Raw genomic sequence first — 17,177 nt, forward strand, 5'->3', positions numbered from 1 at the left:
CTAAAAAATGAACGCAATCATCTATTGCCGAGTAAGTACGAATAAGGAAACGCAGGAAACATCATTGAGACGCCAGGAAGACGAACTTGTCCAACTAGCAAACCGTTACCAATTCCATATCGATTCAATTATTAAAGAGCAGGCGAGCGGCTATGATTTCGACAGAGATGGTATCCTGCAACTTTTAGAGCGCATTAAAGATAAACAAGTCCAAGCTGTCCTGATCCAGGATGAAACAAGGCTCGGCCGAGGGAATGCCAAGATCGCCATCCTGCATTGCATTTTAAAAGAAGGAATTAAACTATACAGCATTTCGCATAATGGTGAATTGCAACTTTCCGAATCGGATTCAATGGTTCTAAAAATCGTCAGCATGGTGGAAGAGTACCAGCGCAAGCTTCATAATGTAAAAATAAAACGCGGCATGAAGCGGGCAGTTGAACAAGGCTACAAGCCGGAAAAAAATTTAAAGAATCTAGGCGAGCATTCGGGCCGGGATAAAATTGAAGTTCCAGTTCAAGAAATAGTCAGGTTGAGAAAGAATGGCCTGACCTTTTCAGAAATTGCCGCAACATTAAGAGGCTTTGGTTATAACATTTCGAAAGCCACTGTACATAGAAGATACCAGGAAATCATTGAAGAGCAGGAGGAATAAACCTTCATCCTTGCCAGGTGGATTCTTTTCTAGTACAATCTTGTCTTAATGTTAGCAGTTTTTTGGAAAGGAATGTACTTGAATGCTATCCAAGGAAAAAATGGCCAGAATCAATGAATTGGCAAGGAAAAAGAAAGCGACGGGTTTAACAGAAAAGGAAGCAAAAGAGCAGTCATCACTTAGAAGTGAATATTTAGCTGCTTTTCGGTCGCAAATGCTGGATACCCTGACAAATACAAAAATAATTGATCCACTTGGGAATGACGTTACACCTGAGAAAATAAAAATCAGGAAAAAAAATAATCTTCATTAATGCATCTGGGAATACAATTTATTTGTATTCCTTTTTACATATACTGCGCTTACATGTGTCAAAATAAATAATAAAGTGAATTTTGCTACAAAATGCGTAGTAATTTGTTGAATAAAAATCCGCAGCACTATAATATTAAAGTTGTTTGTATTTTCCGAAGAAGGAAGGTTGTAAAAAGATGTTTAACACAATTGATGATTTATCTGTCACCACGATTCGTACGCTTTCAATTGATGCTATCGAGAAAGCAAACTCTGGACACCCTGGAATGCCGATGGGTGCAGCTCCAATGACCTATACATTATGGACAAGATTTATGAACCACAACCCAAAAAATCCACATTGGTTCAACCGTGACCGCTTCGTATTGTCTGCAGGTCATGGCTCTGCATTGCTATACAGCATGCTTCATTTATCCGGCTATAATTTATCCATGGATGATTTAAAGCAATTCCGTCAATGGGGTAGCAAAACTCCAGGACATCCTGAATATGGCCATACTGAGGGTGTAGAAGCAACGACTGGTCCGCTTGGTCAAGGTATTGCAATGGCAGTGGGAATGGCTATGGCAGAACGTCATGTTGCTAGCGTTTATAACAAAGACAAATATGAACTTGTGAATCATTTTACATACAGCGTTTGTGGAGACGGCGACTTAATGGAAGGCGTATCTGCTGAGGCTGCATCACTTGCCGGCCACTTAAAGTTAGGCCGTTTAGTCGTATTATATGATTCAAATGATATTTCCTTGGACGGAGACTTGAATAAATCTTTCTCTGAAAGTGTGAAGGACCGCTTCCAATCTTACGGATGGCAATATCTTCGTGTTGAAGATGGCAACAATTTCGAAGAAATCGCTAAAGCACTTGAAGAAGCAAGAAATGATTTAGACAGACCAACCATGATTGAAGTAAGAACAGTGATCGGTTACGGTTCACCTAACCGTGCCGGCACATCTGGTGTTCATGGCTCACCACTGGGTGCAAATGAGTTAAAGCTTACCAAAGAAGCTTATAAGTGGACTTTCGAGGAAGACTTCCATGTTCCACAAGAAGTTTACGACAACTTCCAAAAGCTAATCGTTGAAAATGGTGAGAAAAAAGAAAAAGAGTGGAACGACATGTTCGCTCAGTATAAAAACGAATTTCCAGAGTTGGCAAGCCAACTTGAACAAGCGCTAAATCATGAACTTCCTGAAGGCTGGGATAAGGATGTTCCGGTATACAGCGAAGGTAAGGGGCTTGCAACTCGTGCTTCTTCAGGTGAAGCGCTAAACGGCATTGCTAAGAACCTGCCGATTTTAATTGGCGGTTCTGCTGACCTTGCTGGTTCTAACAAAACAATGCTTAAAGGGACAACAGACTTCATGCCAGGCGCATATGAAGGCCGCAACATCTGGTTCGGTGTTCGTGAATTTGCAATGGGCGCTGCTATGAATGGTATTGCTCTGCATGGCGGGGTTAAAGTTTTTGGAGGAACATTCTTTGTATTCTCTGATTATCTTCGTCCGGCAATTCGCCTTGCCGCATTAATGGGTCTTCCAGTTACCTATGTATTTACACACGACAGTATCGCCGTTGGGGAAGATGGACCAACTCACGAACCAATCGAGCAGCTTGCTGCATTACGCGCAATGCCAGGTCTATCACTCATCCGTCCTGCTGATGCCAATGAAACAGCAGCAGCGTGGAAGCTTGCAGTTGAATCAACAAACAAGCCGACAGCTCTAGTATTAACTCGTCAGGACTTACCAACATTAAAAGACACAGATAAAAACGCATATGATGGAGTTTCTAAAGGAGCATATGTTGTTTCCACAGCAGGAAATAATACTCCAGATGCCCTATTGCTAGCAGCTGGATCCGAAGTAAGCCTTGCAGTGGAAGCACAGAAAGCACTTGCTGGAGAAGGAATCCAGGTTTCTGTTGTAAGCATGCCATCATGGGATCGCTTCGAACAGCAATCTCAAGAATACAAAGAGTCTGTCCTTCCAAAGAGCGTGAAGAAGCGTCTTGCTCTGGAAGTCGGAGCATCTTTCGGCTGGCACAAATATGCTGGTGATGAAGGTGAAGTATTAGCCATCGATCATTTTGGAGCATCTGCGCCAGGTGAAAAAATCATGGAAGAGTTCGGATTTAGTGTGCCAAACGTCGTTGCTCGTGTGAAAGCACTTTTACAAAAATAATCAAAATGACGAGGGAGAGCGGAAATTTCGCTCTCTCTTTTTAATATGTAGGAAATCCGTCAGCTTCTATCGAAATAAATAACTGATATAGCACTCAAATTGCAAATCGACAAAATTAGTGAAAGTTTTTGCCGCGATAAGACAAATGTTTCCTGAGCGATTCTTTATAATAGATAAAAGGATTGTCAGCGGAGGAGAGGTTGGAATGAGGAAATATCAGCTTTATTTAATAGAAGATGAATTTGCCACCCATTACTTCGGACGAGAACGGTTGTTTTTTCAACTTTTCCAAGAACATCAGCACGCACGGGGCGAGCTTCAATTTATTACAAAAAAACAAATTGCCTATATAACAAAGAAAATAGAAGTATTAAAAATCCACCAGCTGATTCAAAGACAGCTTGGAAAAATAAAAGGCTTTAAAGCAGACCATGGTGCATATACGATCGATCTTAGTGGAAAAATAAGTAGGGCAAAATTGGAAGTCTACCAGGATTTAATCTCGCTGGAGGCACATGGAAGCTATGAAGCGGAGACAGCGTTTTTTGAAGTGCTGAGAAAGTGTGAATCCTCCTTTTTGGCAATTGACCTAGAACATGAGCAGTTTGGCTGGTTAAAGCCAATTAAAGAAAGAAAATATGTCTAATTAAAATCGAATATTGTCTAATTTCGTTTTATTTAGTACACTGTTGTATGGTAGACAACATGAAGGAGGAAATTATTATATGATGTACGTTCTAGTTGGTATACTGGCACTTGTCGCTGGTGTAGCACTAGGATTTTTCATTGCTCGCCGTTATATGATGAGCTATTTAAAGAAAAATCCGCCAATCAATGAGCAAATGCTTAAAACCATGATGATGCAAATGGGTATGAAGCCTTCACAAAAGAAGATCAACCAAATGATGCAAGCCATGAATAAGCAAACTGGCAAATAACACGTTGATATATCAGGGTTGTCAGATGGTTGAGAGCATTTTTAAGAATAGGATAAGTTAACGACTTAATCCTTCATCACAAATTCTTTTAAAAATGCTTAATCCTTCAATATTTCAACACAAAACCACTTTTCTATTTGGAAGCTTAACCAAAGGAAGGTGGTTTTTTTGTTATTAGAGGATGTAATTAAAGTCTTCGGAACAAGTTTAGAAGGTTCTTAATATTTAAATGGGGTTTTTTACAAACTGGCTTATTATTTTACTTTTTAGATGCTTGCTTTTGTTATCGAAGCGTGTTACACTAGTAAAGAATTATTTTTGTTCGGTGTAAAGGATAGTATAAGGAAAACTTTTCGTCTTGATGATCACTGAGAGCAAGGATAGTATTACATTGTGTGTTTACACATTTCAGGAGGCAACAAAAATGGAAAACGGTAAAGTAAAATGGTTTAACAGCGAAAAAGGTTTCGGATTCATCGAGCGCGAAGGTGGAGACGATGTATTCGTTCATTTCTCAGCTATCCAAGGCGAAGGTTTCAAAACTTTAGAAGAAGGTCAAGCAGTAACTTTCGATGTTGAGCAAGGACAACGCGGACCTCAAGCAGCTAACGTTCGTAAAGCTTAATTAAACCAAAAACAAAACAGGCTCTGTAAAGGGTCTGTTTTTTTTATGCATAAAAAAATCCCTATTCACGAATGAATAGGGTCATGAAAACAGTAAATCAAATGGTAAACCAAGTGTAACATATAATCTTGAAATTACCTAGTTTTTTCGGAAATTTGTTAATAAGTACACTCATCATAGCGTTGAGTGTCTTTTTTATTGCGTTAAAGCGTTAATTTCTTAATCTTCCTTATTTTAGAAAAATTTGATAAAATAAATCTTCGTCAGGCTAAATATTTTTTACCATTAATGAACGGTACATGATTTTAATCCGTTTAGGGGAGGTCATATGAAGGTTTTTTTAGAGCTGGGCTGGTTTTTTAAACAAGAGAAAAAAGCATACATATCAGGGGTTTTCTTTTTACTAGTGGTGGCTTTGCTGCAACTGGTTCCGCCTAAAGTCATCGGAATTGTGGCTGACCATATAAATGAAGGGACGATGACGAAAGGACAACTTACGGAGTGGGTTTTTGTACTTGTTGCTGTCGGACTTGCTACCTACATCCTTAGATACTATTGGCGGATCATGATTTTCGGATCCTCAGTAAAGCTAAGCAAAATTTTAAGAAATCGTTTATATCATCATTTTACAAAAATGTCCCCTGCCTTTTATCAAAAAAGCAGGATAGGGGATTTAATGGCACACGCGACCAATGACCTTCAGGCCATCCAGCAGACAGCAGGGGCGGGGGTTTTGACTTTAGTAGACTCATTGTCAACCGGCGGTTTTGTTATTCTGACAATGGCCTTTACCATCAGCTGGAAATTAACGCTCATTTGTTTAATCCCGCTGCCGATTATGGCGATTCTGACAAGCTGGTTTGGGACTATGCTGCACAGAAGCTTTCATAAAGCCCAGGAAGCTTTTTCATCCTTAAATGATAAAACGCAGGAAAGCATTACTGGAATAAAGGTCATCAAGACATTCGGCCAGGAACAAGAAGATATTGAAGACTTCAGAAAACAATCAGATGATGTCGTTCAGAAAAATATCGTCGTCGCCAAAATTGATTCTCTCTATGATCCGACTATTTCCATCATCGTCGGAATTTCCTTTTTCCTATCCATTGTATTCGGTGCCAAGTATGTGCTGAATGGCGAGTTGACGATTGGTGAATTAATATCTTTTACTACCTATTTAGGTTTATTAATCTGGCCGATGCTGGCATTCGGATGGCTATTTAACATTGTGGAGCGGGGCCGGGCTTCCTATGACCGTGTTGCAAAGCTCCTTGGCGAAAAGGTCGAAATTACCGATCATGAACAAGCGGCGGACATGGTACCATGTGGTGATGTAGAGTATCGAATCCATGAATTTACGTATCCAGGTGAATTGCAGCCCATTCTTAAAGATATTCAGTTTAGATTAAACAAAGGGGAAACTTTAGGGATTGTTGGAAAAACTGGCGCAGGAAAAACAACTCTATTAAAACTCCTGATTCGCGAGTTTGAAGGATACAAAGGGGAAATCCTCTTTGGCGGTACGGCTCTACAGGATTATAAACTGGAAAAATTAAGAGAAGCGATTGGTTATGTACCGCAGGATCACTTCTTGTTCTCTGCAACTGTTGCCGAAAATATTGCCTTCACAAATCCATCAGCAAACCGTGAAGAAATTGAAATGTCAGCAAAATTAGCCAATATCCATGAAGATATTCTCCAGTTTACGGACGGATATAGAACAATTGTCGGTGAGCGGGGTGTGTCGTTATCAGGCGGACAAAAACAGCGAATTTCGATTGCCCGGGCACTCCTAATGAATCCAGAACTGCTGGTGCTTGATGATTCCTTATCGGCCGTTGATGCGAAAACGGAGGAAGCAATCCTTTCAGCGCTTAAGGAAAATCGTGAAGGGAAGACAACCATCATTACGTCCCACCGATTAAGCGCGATTCAGCATGCTAACCTTATCCTGGTTTTAGAAGATGGAAAAGTCATTGAACGAGGCACACATGAGGAATTGATGGAGCAGAACGGCTGGTATAAGGAAATGTATTTACATCAGCAGCTAGAAGAGCTGGTTGAGCATGGGGGACATTAATATGGAAGAAAAAGTTCAATTATCGGAACGCGAACAAAGAACAGTCTTATTCCGTCTCCTTTCCTATACAAAACCACATAAAAAGACGATAACGCTCGCCTTTGTCCTGCTGCTGTTAACAACAGTGGGGGATATTATTCTGCCGATTCTCGTCAAAATCTTCCTGGACGATTATTTGACACCGGGGAATTTGGAGTTTAAGCCATTATTGCTGCTTGGCTCTTTGTATATGGGAATCCAGATCGTGAAAGCGATTCTCTTATTTTTTCAATTGGTAAAATTTCAGGAGATAGCGTTATATATCATCCAGCAGCTCAGAATCGATGTTTTTTCAAAAGTGCAAGCATTGGGATTGAAGTATTTTGATAAAACACCGGCGGGGAGTATTGTCTCACGGGTTACCAATGATACGGAAGCGATTAAAGAGATGTTTGTCACGGTGCTGGCAACTTTTATTCAGAGCGGGTTTTTGCTTTTGGGTATTTTCATCGCGATGTTCATCCTAAACGTGAAGCTAGCCTTGATGTGTGTGATTATTATTCCGATTCTTATTTTTGTAATGGCTCTATACAGAAAGATGAGCTCGCGATTTTATTTGGATATGAGGGAGCGGCTCAGCCAGTTGAATGCCAAATTGAGCGAATCACTTCAGGGTATGGCCATTATACAGGTCTTTCGGCAAGAGAAGCGCCTGCGAAATGAATTTGGAGAAATCAATGAAAAGCACTATAACGCGGGAATGAAAAATATAAAAATAGACGGCCTGCTGTTAAGGCCTGCTATTGATTTAATTTATTTTTTTGCCTTAATCATCGTGTTAAGTTACTTTGGGATTACTTCCTTAGATACTAGTGTGAAAATTGGTGTCATATACGCATTTATCAATTATCTGGATCGTTTCTTTGAACCGGTGAATCAGATGATGATGCGCCTGTCATTATATCAGCAGGCGATAGTGGCCGGCTCACGGGTATTTAAATTGCTCGATGAAGACAGTTTGGCACCTGCCCAGAAAGAGGAAGGTGCAAGCCAGATTGAAAAAGGAAAAGTAGAATTTAAGAATGTGAGTTTTTCCTATGACGAAAAACGCGATGTCTTAAAAAATATTTCCTTTGCCGCTAATCCAGGTGAGACGGTTGCGTTAGTCGGGCATACGGGAAGCGGGAAAAGCTCTATCATCAATCTAATGATGCGGTTTTACGAATTTGACCGCGGCGAGATCTTAGTCGACGGGGAATCCATCCGCAACTATTCAAAGGTTGAGATACGCAAGAAGCTAGGCCTAGTCCTTCAGGATCCGTTCTTGTTTTACGGGACGGTAAAGGATAATATTCGTCTTCATAATACCGACTTGACTGACGAGCAAATTGAAGAGGCTGCCCGGTTTGTTCAGGCCAATACGTTTATTGAAAAGCTTGAGGATGGCTATCAGCATAAGGTGGTCGAGCGTGGCGCCACTTTCTCAAGTGGACAGCGGCAGTTAATTGCTTTTGCAAGAACGATTGCGGCGAATCCAAAAGTCTTGGTTCTTGACGAAGCGACTGCCAATATTGATACAGAGACGGAGGAAGCAATCCAGACAGCCCTTGCAAAAATGCGTAAAGGCCGGACTACCATCGCGATTGCCCACCGTCTATCAACAATTCAGGATGCCGATTTAATCTTAGTCCTGCATCAAGGCGAAATTGTAGAGCGTGGGAACCATCAGGAGCTTCTGGCGCAAAGGGGACTCTATCATAAAATGTTCCTGCTGCAAAACGGGATGGTAGAAAAAATGGAGGATATCATCAATTAGAAGAGTAAACAAATAAAAGAAGCCTGGAATGCCAGGCTTCTTTATTTGTTTGTATGGTTATTGAGCAACGAACGATGACGAGATTTTTGTTATATATGCTCTATTGTATTCATTTATTAAAAGGTCAAGCTCCTGACTGTAGCGAATGGCAATGGAGGAGGTCAAGCCGTTTTTAGTTGCAACTTTATAAAGCTCAGCACGTTTTTTTTCAATTAAAGTGACAATATCTTGTTTAACCACGGCTGATATCCTTTCTGGAAAGATCCTAAAATTTTACTTAAAGGTCTGACTTCTAAACTATTAAATGGAACTGTTTTACTAGTATAACCTAAGTTGTAAATTATTTCAAAGAAAATTTGTAAATAAATATCCATCTGTAATGGCGATATTTGATTAGATCAATGATAGACACAAAATATTCATGTTAATCATTATCTTTTAGCCTAAAGTTTTGTTAGAATGAAAGGGTATCGACTATGGTAGGAGTGTTAATATGGCAGATGTAAATTTATTTTTAGCGCTTGGGGCAGGTTTTTTAAGCTTCATTTCTCCATGCTGCTTACCGCTTTATCCTGCGTTCTTGTCGTATATTACGGGGATGTCAGTGGGTGAATTAAAGAGCGAAAATGCGATGCTGACGAAACGGAGCCTTTTACATACATTATTTTTCCTGATTGGTTTTTCCGTTATTTTTATTGCGATTGGTTTTGGTACATCATTCGTTGGCAGCTTCTTTCAGGAATACAAGGATTTAATCAGGCAGCTAGGCGCCATATTTATCGTTTTCTTCGGTTTAGTCATTGTCGGCATTTTGAATCCTGAATTTTTGATGAGGGATCGCCGGTTTGAATTTAAAAACCGTCCATCCGGTTATATTGGTTCGATTTTGATTGGGATGGCGTTCGCAGCAGGGTGGACCCCTTGTACTGGTCCGATTCTCTCATCGGTTATTCTGCTTGCTGCGTCTAATCCAGGTTCAGGCGTTTTATACATGACGGCCTATTCGCTTGGCTTTGCGATTCCGTTCTTCATTTTATCATTCTTTGTCGGCCGGATGAATTGGATCAAGAAACACAGCGTTAAAATTATGAAAATAGGCGGCACCTTAATGATTATCATGGGGGTTATGCTTTTCTTTGACTGGATGACTAAAATTATTCAAATCGTATCTCCACTTTTCGGCGGGTTTACAGGATTCTAATGACTTTATGAAACCATTTTTGATTTTGTTAAAAATGGTTTCCTTTTTTTGGACTGGTTTCCTTGTGCATTCAATTTTTCCACGAGGATAACAGTAAAAATCTTTATCCATTTTCATAAATATGAAGTATAATGGGAAAGTAAATTATAGGGTAAGGAATGAATCCAATGAATTACGTTCTTATTTCAACAATCGGTGCCGTTTTTATGGGCACTTTAGCATTTTTTGTACGGATGAAAGCTGCCGCAAAGCCAACTAGTGTAAAAAAGATTATCTTACCGCCAGTATTTATGTCGAGTGGGGCATTAATGTATGTAGTTCCGCAATTCAGATTAACGCCAATGGAAATTCTCGAGGCTGTAGTGGTGGGGATGTTTTTCTCGATATTCCTCATTAAAACATCGAAGTTCGAGATTCGTGACAATGATATATATTTGAAGAGGTCAAAAGCGTTTGTGTTCATATTAGTCGGGCTGTTACTGATTCGGATTGTATTGAAATCCATCTTAAGCAGCACGATTGACGTCGGCCAATTAAGCGGCATGTTCTTCCTGCTAGCTTTCAGCATGATTGTGCCTTGGCGTGTTGCGATGTATACGTCTTATAAAAAGCTTTATAAAGAATTGCATGGGATAAAATTGTTGTAATTTATGGAACACTGGCTTTTATGGGCCGGTGTTTTTCTATTTTAAAGGCGGTCTACGTGCCCGAAAAAGGTGAAGGTGTGAAGGAAAGGTCACGTATCATTTCTAATCCAAACAAAAAACCGTTCCTAAGAACGGCCTAAAATAAATGCTCATAAGGAGCAACATCGATTTTATTCTCAAATAGCTTTTTCCGTAAAAACTTATGATCACGTTTGGGAGTAGCTTGGATATAGCCGCGGATGACCAATTCTTCAGTTATCCTTGGAGCCTTTTCATTAAGGGCAATCTCGCCGATTTTCCCTGCAATTTTGTGCCGTGCTACATCACGGAATAATTCCGGAACAGGGCTGACTAAATCCTCAAGCAGAGCTTTTTCATCAGGTCCCCATAAATGGCGTGTTTCATTAACGTAATGCTCCTCCCAATCCATAACTGATTTCCCATCTTCTTTTGGCATCTTTTTTAAGAACTTTCGAAACATAAAATATCCACCAATAGAAAATGACCCTATTAAAAAAAATGTCCAAAAAAGGATAAACCACAAAAACCAACCTTGAAGTTGAAACATGTTATTTCACCTACATAAACATTATATTCACCCTTCATTATAGTCGGTTTTTAACGGAATTGACAAGTTATCGTTATAAGTCGATATTGGAGTAATTTAGTTAAAAGGGGAATTACTCTATTAAAAAAGTTGTCGGAAAAATGACAATCCAGTTCAATTTATTGATTAATAATATATTCCAATGTATTATAGTGTTACGAAAAGGAAAAAATTTTTACGGGATTGGATGGGGTACTGGTGTCCTCCACAGTCTTCAAAACTGCTTGAGACCTGCGTGCCAGGTCTGGTGGGTTCGATTCCCACGCAGTCCCGCCAACTCAATAATACCAAGGATTCTGAAGAATTCCTGTTGTACATAGACCAGAGGGTACTCGGTCTTTTTTTATTGCCGTTGCCCAAACAGTGTGTCATTCTCGTTTTTTTACATTCAACTTATTCAAGTGCAAGCGTGGGCTTTAATAGATAAAAATAGTAAGGAATTCCCTTATTTTGGTTTGGTTTTTTATGTTATCTTTTGCTTAAATATTTTCAGAAGAAAGTTGGTGTAACTATTGAGTAAAAAGAAACAAAAACGTAAAGCAAGGAAGAAAGAACCGAGTACGTTCGGTACAGCACTAAAGCTATTAGGCTGTTTTATCGTCGTATTGTGTTTAGGCTGGTATATGATGGTAGATCATTTAGATGGGGAAACGTTTCATGGGGTCGTGGAGCTTCCCTTAAAGGAAAGCTATGCGAACCCAGTATATGGTTTGGCATTGATACAATGGGTCATTGGAGTTCCTAGCGTCATTGTCGCTTTAATATTAATAGTAAAAGGGAACAAAAGGGAATTCTTGATATCCTGTTTCTATAGTGTTCCTATTTTTTTAATGAGTTTAGGATTTACGATTCAGTATATGGTTTTGTTAGTTAAAGTTGGTGCTGAATTCTTATGGTGGTTTTATGTTGTTGCAGCAGTCCTCGGATTCCTAATAGCGAATCTCTTAATCTATTTGGATAAAAGTAAATTACATCCTGTTTTTATTGGACTGGGTGCTATCTTAATAGTCCTCAGCTGGATCCTTTTAGTCGTGGCGAACTCTGCCGATGGAAATTATATTGTTACATATAGGGATAAATTAAGAGGAAGTTTCTCGATTAAGACCATGGTTGGAACCTTTCAAACTTTGGGAATTATGATTTTCCTCCTTATGTATGGTTTTCTATTGAAGCTTCGATTTGGTGGGGAAGAGTAAGGGTCTCTTCCCACACCCTACTATTACGTTTTAAGTGATTCCCCGTAAGAAATCTTATCATCTACCATCAATAATTTCATTTATTATTACCAAAGGAAAAACTGTTAGGGTAAGACTTTTAATTTTGCTATTATAAAAAGGTGAACGATGCCATACTTGGTGCCATATTTCTTGAAATTACGGAACACTAGAAAATACAAAAACGGTAAAAAACTTGATATAACAGCATTTCCGGCAACTGCAAGGTACCAGAAAAACATGTTCAGCAAACGTCAAAACTGCTTGAGACCTGCGTGCTAGGTCTGGTGGGTTCAATTCCCACGCATTCCCGCCATTAAGTCAATTGTATCAAGGGTATTAGCAGATACTCTTTTATTAAAGTTTTTACATATTCATTCACAGTCTCACACTTATCTACTACGAGACTGTAGAGGACTTTCCTTCAACCTCCGAATAATTTTTTCGGAGGTTATTTTTATGCAAACGAATGTTAAGTAAGAACTAGGTAAGTAAAAGGGTAGGTAGCAAAAAGATAACCAATGATTATCATCCACCTTTCACTTTTTATATTTAAGCTATAGAAAATCTTAATAATGATAATAGAAATTATATCTTAGACTAATATATTTCAGAATGTTATAAATAGTATAACAATTACAGACGTGTGAAATTAAGTGAATACAGAGTAATAGGGAAGAAAGTAGTGAAATTACAAACTGTATTAGATTTAAAGATATGTAAATTAAACGAAAGGAGATGGCAAAACATTGTCAAACATTCTTAAAAATATTACGGTGATCGATTGGACGCAAAATGTTGCAGGACCTTATTGTACCCAGTTATTGGGAGACCTTGGAGCAACTATCATAAAAATTGAACGTCCAGGTACCGGAGATGATACTAGACAATGGAATTCGCCTTCATGGGAGGATGAAGCGACCGCTTTTCTTGCATTCAACAGAAATAAAAAAAGTATTTGTATAGATGCAGATGATTCAAAAGGTCAGGAAGTCATAAAAAAATTAGTGGAACATGCAGATGTTTTCATTCACAGTTTAAAGCCAGGAAGCGCCGAGAAGCGTGGATTAGGATATGAACAACTAGTAAAAATTAACCCTTCAATAATTTATTCCGCAATCAGTGCATTTGGTGAATCAGGTCCATTACGGGAATATCCAGGTTATGATCCTCTTATTCAAGCTTATACGGGAATTATGAGTGTTACTGGGAACCCAGGTGATGATCCTGCTCGAGTTGGGGTTTCTCTTATTGACATGGCAACTGGTATGTGGGCACTTACCGGCATTCTTTCTGCAATTATCAATCGTTCTAATACGGGTAAAGGTTGTTTAGTTGGAGCGAGTTTGCTAGAAACAGGATTAGGATGGATGAACTTACCATTGACGAACTATATGGCTACGAGAAAGGTTCCTGAGAAGTTAGGTACTGGTACGGCCATGGTAGCTCCATATGAGGCTTTTCGAACCAAGGATAGCTGGGTTATTATAGCCGCTGGTAACAATCGTCTCTTTTCATCTTTATGCCATGCCCTTGGTATACCTGAGCTATTAAATGATCCGAGATTTGAAAGTAATAAAAATAGAGTTGCATATCGTAAAGAATTGCATCAGACCATAGAAGAGCGCTGCCTTGGGTTTAATACTACATCTATAATCAAAATTCTCCAACAAGCAAATGTCCCTTGTAGTCCTATTAATTCGACTAACGATGTATATGAAGACGAACAAATTAATTCATTAGAAATAATAAAGAAAATAGATGGATTCAGAATTTCAAATTTTAAAATAATTGATCTACCTATCCGCATCAATAATCAAAGAAGTACTTTCCGTTTGCCGCCACCTTTGCTTGGTGAACATACCGCAGAGATTTTAAAGCAAGCTGGATACAATTCAGAAGAAATTGAATTACTTAAAACTGAAAAAGTTGTTGGTGGGTAGGAAGGAGAATAAAAAGTGGGATTACCTAAAAGTGTCGTTATTTATGAAGTTGGTCCCCGAGAGGGATTCCAGATAGAAGATGGCCCTATTTCCACGAATGATAAAGTGAATTTGGTTAACGGTCTTAGCGAAACCGGACTCACAAGCATCGAAGTAACTTCCTTTGTTAGCCCAAAATGGGTACCCCAAATGGCAGATGCAGAGGAAGTATTATCACAAATAAAAAGGAAAGAAGGGGTAGCGTATAGGACTGTATATCTTAATATAAAGGGATTACATAGGGCATATCAGAACAGTGTGACATTGGATGGAGTGTTAATGCTTACGGCAAGTAATACGTTCTCAAAAAGGAATACGAATAAAGACATTAAAGAAACCTTATCAACTATTCCTTCCTGGATTCAAGCATATAAGGAATATAAAATTCCGGTAGAACAGATTGCAGTTATGGCAGCATTTGGCTGTAATTTTGATGGGGATATAGAACAACAGAAAATATTGGATATTCTAAGGCAGACCATCCAAATGGCAGAGGAAAATGGGGAAACAATCCAAAAATTTAAGTTGGCTGATACCATGGGGTGGGCGAACCCGCAACAAATAAAAAACATGATCTATACGATAAGAAATGAATGGCCACAAATTAAGATTCTTTTGCACCTTCATGATACACGTGGTCTTGGAATGGCCAATGCTTATGCGGCAATGGAGGAAGGAGTGAATGAATTTGAAACCGCACTTGGCGGGTTAGGCGGCTGTCCATTTGCCGCAGTCAAAGGTGCTGCTGGAAATATTGCCACAGAAGATTTTGTCTTTATGTGTATGGAACTAGGTATCGACACAGGAATCAATCTTGATTTATTAATTGAAAACGTTTCCGCAGCAGAAATGATCGTTGGTCATTCACTGCCAGGGCATCTTTTAAGAGGAGGACTCTTACGAAGATAGATTCATTATTTAATATTTTTATATTAAGAATGGGAGGATTTAAGGTGAACTTTGAATTTAATGACTTGCAGAATGAGATTCGTTCAGGTGTGAGGTCTTTATGTTCGCGATTTGATTTGAACTATTGGAGCAATTGTGATAAAGAGGGCGCGTATCCAGAGGAATTTGTAAGATCAATGAGCGAAGCAGGATGGTTAGGAATACTTATTCCAGAGGAATATGGCGGGGCTGGTTTGGGTATGACAGAGGCAGCGATTGTATTAGAGGAGATTAATCGTTCAGGCGGTCTCGGAGCTGCTTGTCATGCGCAAATGTATACTATGGGCTCTGTTCTCAGGCATGGAAGTAAGGAACAAAAGGAAAAATATTTACCGTTAATTGCAAACGGAACCCTGCGTTTACAGGCCTTCGGTATCACAGAACCCGATGCTGGTTCGGATACAACTAAGATTAAAACCTTTGCGAGAAAAACAGATAATGGATATGTCATTAATGGGCAAAAAATCTTTATTTCTCGTTATCAGCATTCGGACATGATTTTATTGCTTGCACGGACAACACCATTAGAACAAGTAAAAAGGAAAATTGACGGGATGAGTCTTTTTTTAATTGACTTAAGAAAAGTAGGAAGTGCAATTGAGGCCAAACCGATCAAGACCATGATAAATCATGAGACAAATATACTTTTTATAAATGATTTGGAAGTACCCGAGAACTGTTTAGTAGGCGAGGAGGGAAAAGGGTTCTACTACTTACTAGATGGAATTAATGCAGAGAGAATTTTAGTTGCTAGTGAATGCATAGGGGATGGAAAGTGGTTCATAGAACAGGCAGTAAGATATGCAAATGAACGAGTCGTTTTTGATCGTCCTATTGGGAAAAATCAGGGTATCCAGTTCCCTATTGCGAAAGCTTACATGGCTGTCCAAGCAGCTGAAACGATGAATTTTAAAGCAACATCAAAGTTTGATAACGGACTTCCTTGCGGAGAGGAAGCGAATATGGCTAAATATTTGGCATCAGAGGCATCCTGGGAAGCCGGAGACGTAACGATGACTACATTTGGTGGATACGGTGTAGCGGAAGAATATCATATTGAACGGAAATGGCGAGAAACTCGTTTATTCCGCACGGCCCCGATCTCCAATAACCTAGTATTGAGTTATATCGCTGAGCATAGTTTGAAATTACCAAGATCTTATTAATATGGGTGGAAAAGGAGAAAAAAATAGAATGAGTGACCTTCTAATTGAATATAAGGGAGCAGCAAATGAAATTTTGACCGTTACACTTAATAGACCTGAGGTTATGAATGCATTAAATACACAGCTTTTTAAGGAGTTACTGCAACTTTTTAGAGAACAATCACATAATGAGGAACTAAGATGTATTGTTTTAACCGGAGCAGGGGAAAAGGCTTTCTGTTCAGGTGGGGATTTAAAAGAAAGAAATGGCATGTCAGATGAAGATTGGAAGAAGCAGCATCATTTAATAGAAGAATTGTTCCTATGCGTTAGAGATTTTCCAATCCCAGTGATAACGGTAGTCGAGGGTTATGCATTTGCGGGTGGATGTGAACTAGCGCTTATGAGTGATTTTATTATCGCTTCTGAAACGGCTAAATTTGCTCTGACTGAAACAACCAGAGGTATTATGCCAGGCGGAGGGGGATTGCAAAACTTGCCAAGAAGCATAGGGATACGAAGAGCGAAGGAAATGATTTTTACAGGCCGGCAGATCGACGCTCAACTTGCCTATGAATGGGGTTTAGTCAATCGTATTGTTTCAAAAGGGGAAGCTATGAAAGCAGCGCTAGAATTGGCTGTCAAAATAGCAGAAAGTGCCCCATTATCTATAAAAATGGCAAAAATGGCCATAAATAGAGGAACTGAAGTAGATTTCCATACCGCTTATGCTCTTGATATTGCTGCCTATAATGTGTTGGTTCCAACCGAGGATAGGTTAGAAGGGATAGCAGCATTTAATGAAAAAAGAAAACCAAAATGGAAAAACAGATAGGAGGGTT

Annotated in this window: 17 protein-coding genes and 1 tRNA gene; 16 read left to right on the forward strand and 2 right to left on the reverse strand. The window is 39.3% G+C overall.

Going from position 1 to position 17,177, the window contains the following annotated elements; all coding sequences use genetic code 11:
* The first annotated feature begins 7 nt into the window (after window positions 1–7).
* From ACZ5B7_RS10655 to ACZ5B7_RS10690, 8 genes are all read left to right on the forward strand, one after another.
* Window positions 8–655, forward strand: a complete 648-nt coding sequence (locus ACZ5B7_RS10655) for a YneB family resolvase-like protein (protein WP_464493684.1) — start codon at window positions 8–10, stop codon at window positions 653–655.
* Between the two features lie 82 nt (window positions 656–737).
* Complete coding sequence (locus ACZ5B7_RS10660) at window positions 738–968, forward strand: DUF896 domain-containing protein (RefSeq protein WP_213140665.1); 231 nt, start codon at window positions 738–740, stop codon at window positions 966–968.
* A 178-nt stretch (window positions 969–1,146) separates the two neighbouring features.
* On the forward strand, window positions 1,147–3,153 hold the full coding sequence (gene tkt, locus ACZ5B7_RS10665) for a transketolase (protein ID WP_464493685.1): 2,007 nt from the start codon (window positions 1,147–1,149) through the stop codon (window positions 3,151–3,153).
* A gap of 205 nt (window positions 3,154–3,358) precedes the next feature.
* Complete coding sequence (gene sirA / locus ACZ5B7_RS10670) at window positions 3,359–3,799, forward strand: sporulation inhibitor of replication protein SirA (RefSeq protein WP_464493686.1); 441 nt, start codon at window positions 3,359–3,361, stop codon at window positions 3,797–3,799.
* Between the two features lie 79 nt (window positions 3,800–3,878).
* Entirely contained in the window at window positions 3,879–4,091 is a 213-nt protein-coding gene (locus ACZ5B7_RS10675) for a YneF family protein (protein WP_213116217.1), read from the forward strand.
* A 424-nt stretch (window positions 4,092–4,515) separates the two neighbouring features.
* Entirely contained in the window at window positions 4,516–4,716 is a 201-nt protein-coding gene (locus ACZ5B7_RS10680) for a cold-shock protein (RefSeq protein WP_213116216.1), read from the forward strand.
* Between the two features lie 328 nt (window positions 4,717–5,044).
* Window positions 5,045–6,796, forward strand: coding sequence for an ABC transporter transmembrane domain-containing protein (locus ACZ5B7_RS10685; RefSeq protein ID WP_464493687.1), 1,752 nt, complete (start codon window positions 5,045–5,047; stop codon window positions 6,794–6,796).
* Between the two features lies 1 nt (window position 6,797).
* Complete coding sequence (locus tag ACZ5B7_RS10690; RefSeq protein WP_464493688.1) at window positions 6,798–8,591, forward strand: ABC transporter ATP-binding protein; 1,794 nt, start codon at window positions 6,798–6,800, stop codon at window positions 8,589–8,591.
* A 57-nt stretch (window positions 8,592–8,648) separates the two neighbouring features.
* On the opposite strand, the gene ACZ5B7_RS10695 is transcribed toward ACZ5B7_RS10690, so the two are convergent.
* Window positions 8,649–8,831, reverse strand: coding sequence for a Spo0E family sporulation regulatory protein-aspartic acid phosphatase (locus ACZ5B7_RS10695; protein WP_423801806.1), 183 nt, complete (start codon window positions 8,829–8,831; stop codon window positions 8,649–8,651).
* A 253-nt stretch (window positions 8,832–9,084) separates the two neighbouring features.
* Here ACZ5B7_RS10695 and ACZ5B7_RS10700 point away from each other — a divergent pair, with 253 nt between their 5' ends.
* Both ACZ5B7_RS10700 and ACZ5B7_RS10705 read left to right on the forward strand, forming a co-directional pair.
* Entirely contained in the window at window positions 9,085–9,792 is a 708-nt protein-coding gene (locus tag ACZ5B7_RS10700; RefSeq protein WP_378581194.1) for a cytochrome c biogenesis CcdA family protein, read from the forward strand.
* A 167-nt stretch (window positions 9,793–9,959) separates the two neighbouring features.
* Complete coding sequence (locus ACZ5B7_RS10705; protein WP_213140658.1) at window positions 9,960–10,439, forward strand: CcdC family protein; 480 nt, start codon at window positions 9,960–9,962, stop codon at window positions 10,437–10,439.
* A gap of 136 nt (window positions 10,440–10,575) precedes the next feature.
* Here the strand turns inward: ACZ5B7_RS10705 and ACZ5B7_RS10710 are convergent, their stop codons facing one another.
* Window positions 10,576–11,007 (reverse strand): DUF2621 domain-containing protein, encoded by a 432-nt coding sequence (locus ACZ5B7_RS10710; protein WP_464493689.1) that lies wholly within the window; start codon window positions 11,005–11,007, stop codon window positions 10,576–10,578.
* 218 nt (window positions 11,008–11,225) lie between these two features.
* Here ACZ5B7_RS10710 and ACZ5B7_RS10715 point away from each other — a divergent pair.
* From ACZ5B7_RS10715 to ACZ5B7_RS10740, 6 genes are all read left to right on the forward strand, one after another.
* A tRNA-Sec gene (locus tag ACZ5B7_RS10715) sits at window positions 11,226–11,322 on the forward strand.
* Between the two features lie 236 nt (window positions 11,323–11,558).
* Window positions 11,559–12,242 (forward strand): hypothetical protein, encoded by a 684-nt coding sequence (locus tag ACZ5B7_RS10720; RefSeq protein ID WP_464493690.1) that lies wholly within the window; start codon window positions 11,559–11,561, stop codon window positions 12,240–12,242.
* Between the two features lie 767 nt (window positions 12,243–13,009).
* Window positions 13,010–14,203, forward strand: a complete 1,194-nt coding sequence (locus tag ACZ5B7_RS10725; protein WP_464493691.1) for a CaiB/BaiF CoA transferase family protein — start codon at window positions 13,010–13,012, stop codon at window positions 14,201–14,203.
* A 15-nt stretch (window positions 14,204–14,218) separates the two neighbouring features.
* Window positions 14,219–15,151: a hydroxymethylglutaryl-CoA lyase gene (locus tag ACZ5B7_RS10730; protein WP_464493692.1), complete on the forward strand. Its 933-nt coding sequence runs from the start codon at window positions 14,219–14,221 to the stop codon at window positions 15,149–15,151.
* Window positions 15,152–15,195: 44 nt separating this feature from the next.
* A complete protein-coding gene (locus ACZ5B7_RS10735) occupies window positions 15,196–16,356 on the forward strand; it encodes an acyl-CoA dehydrogenase family protein (protein ID WP_464493693.1) in 1,161 nt (386 codons plus the stop codon).
* 28 nt (window positions 16,357–16,384) lie between these two features.
* The gene (locus tag ACZ5B7_RS10740) at window positions 16,385–17,170 is read left to right on the forward strand and encodes an enoyl-CoA hydratase/isomerase family protein (protein WP_464493694.1); all 786 of its coding nucleotides are present in this window, start codon (window positions 16,385–16,387) and stop codon (window positions 17,168–17,170) included.
* Window positions 17,171–17,177: the final 7 nt, after the last annotated feature.

It is taken from the genome of Neobacillus sp. S1115 (assembly GCF_055385565.1).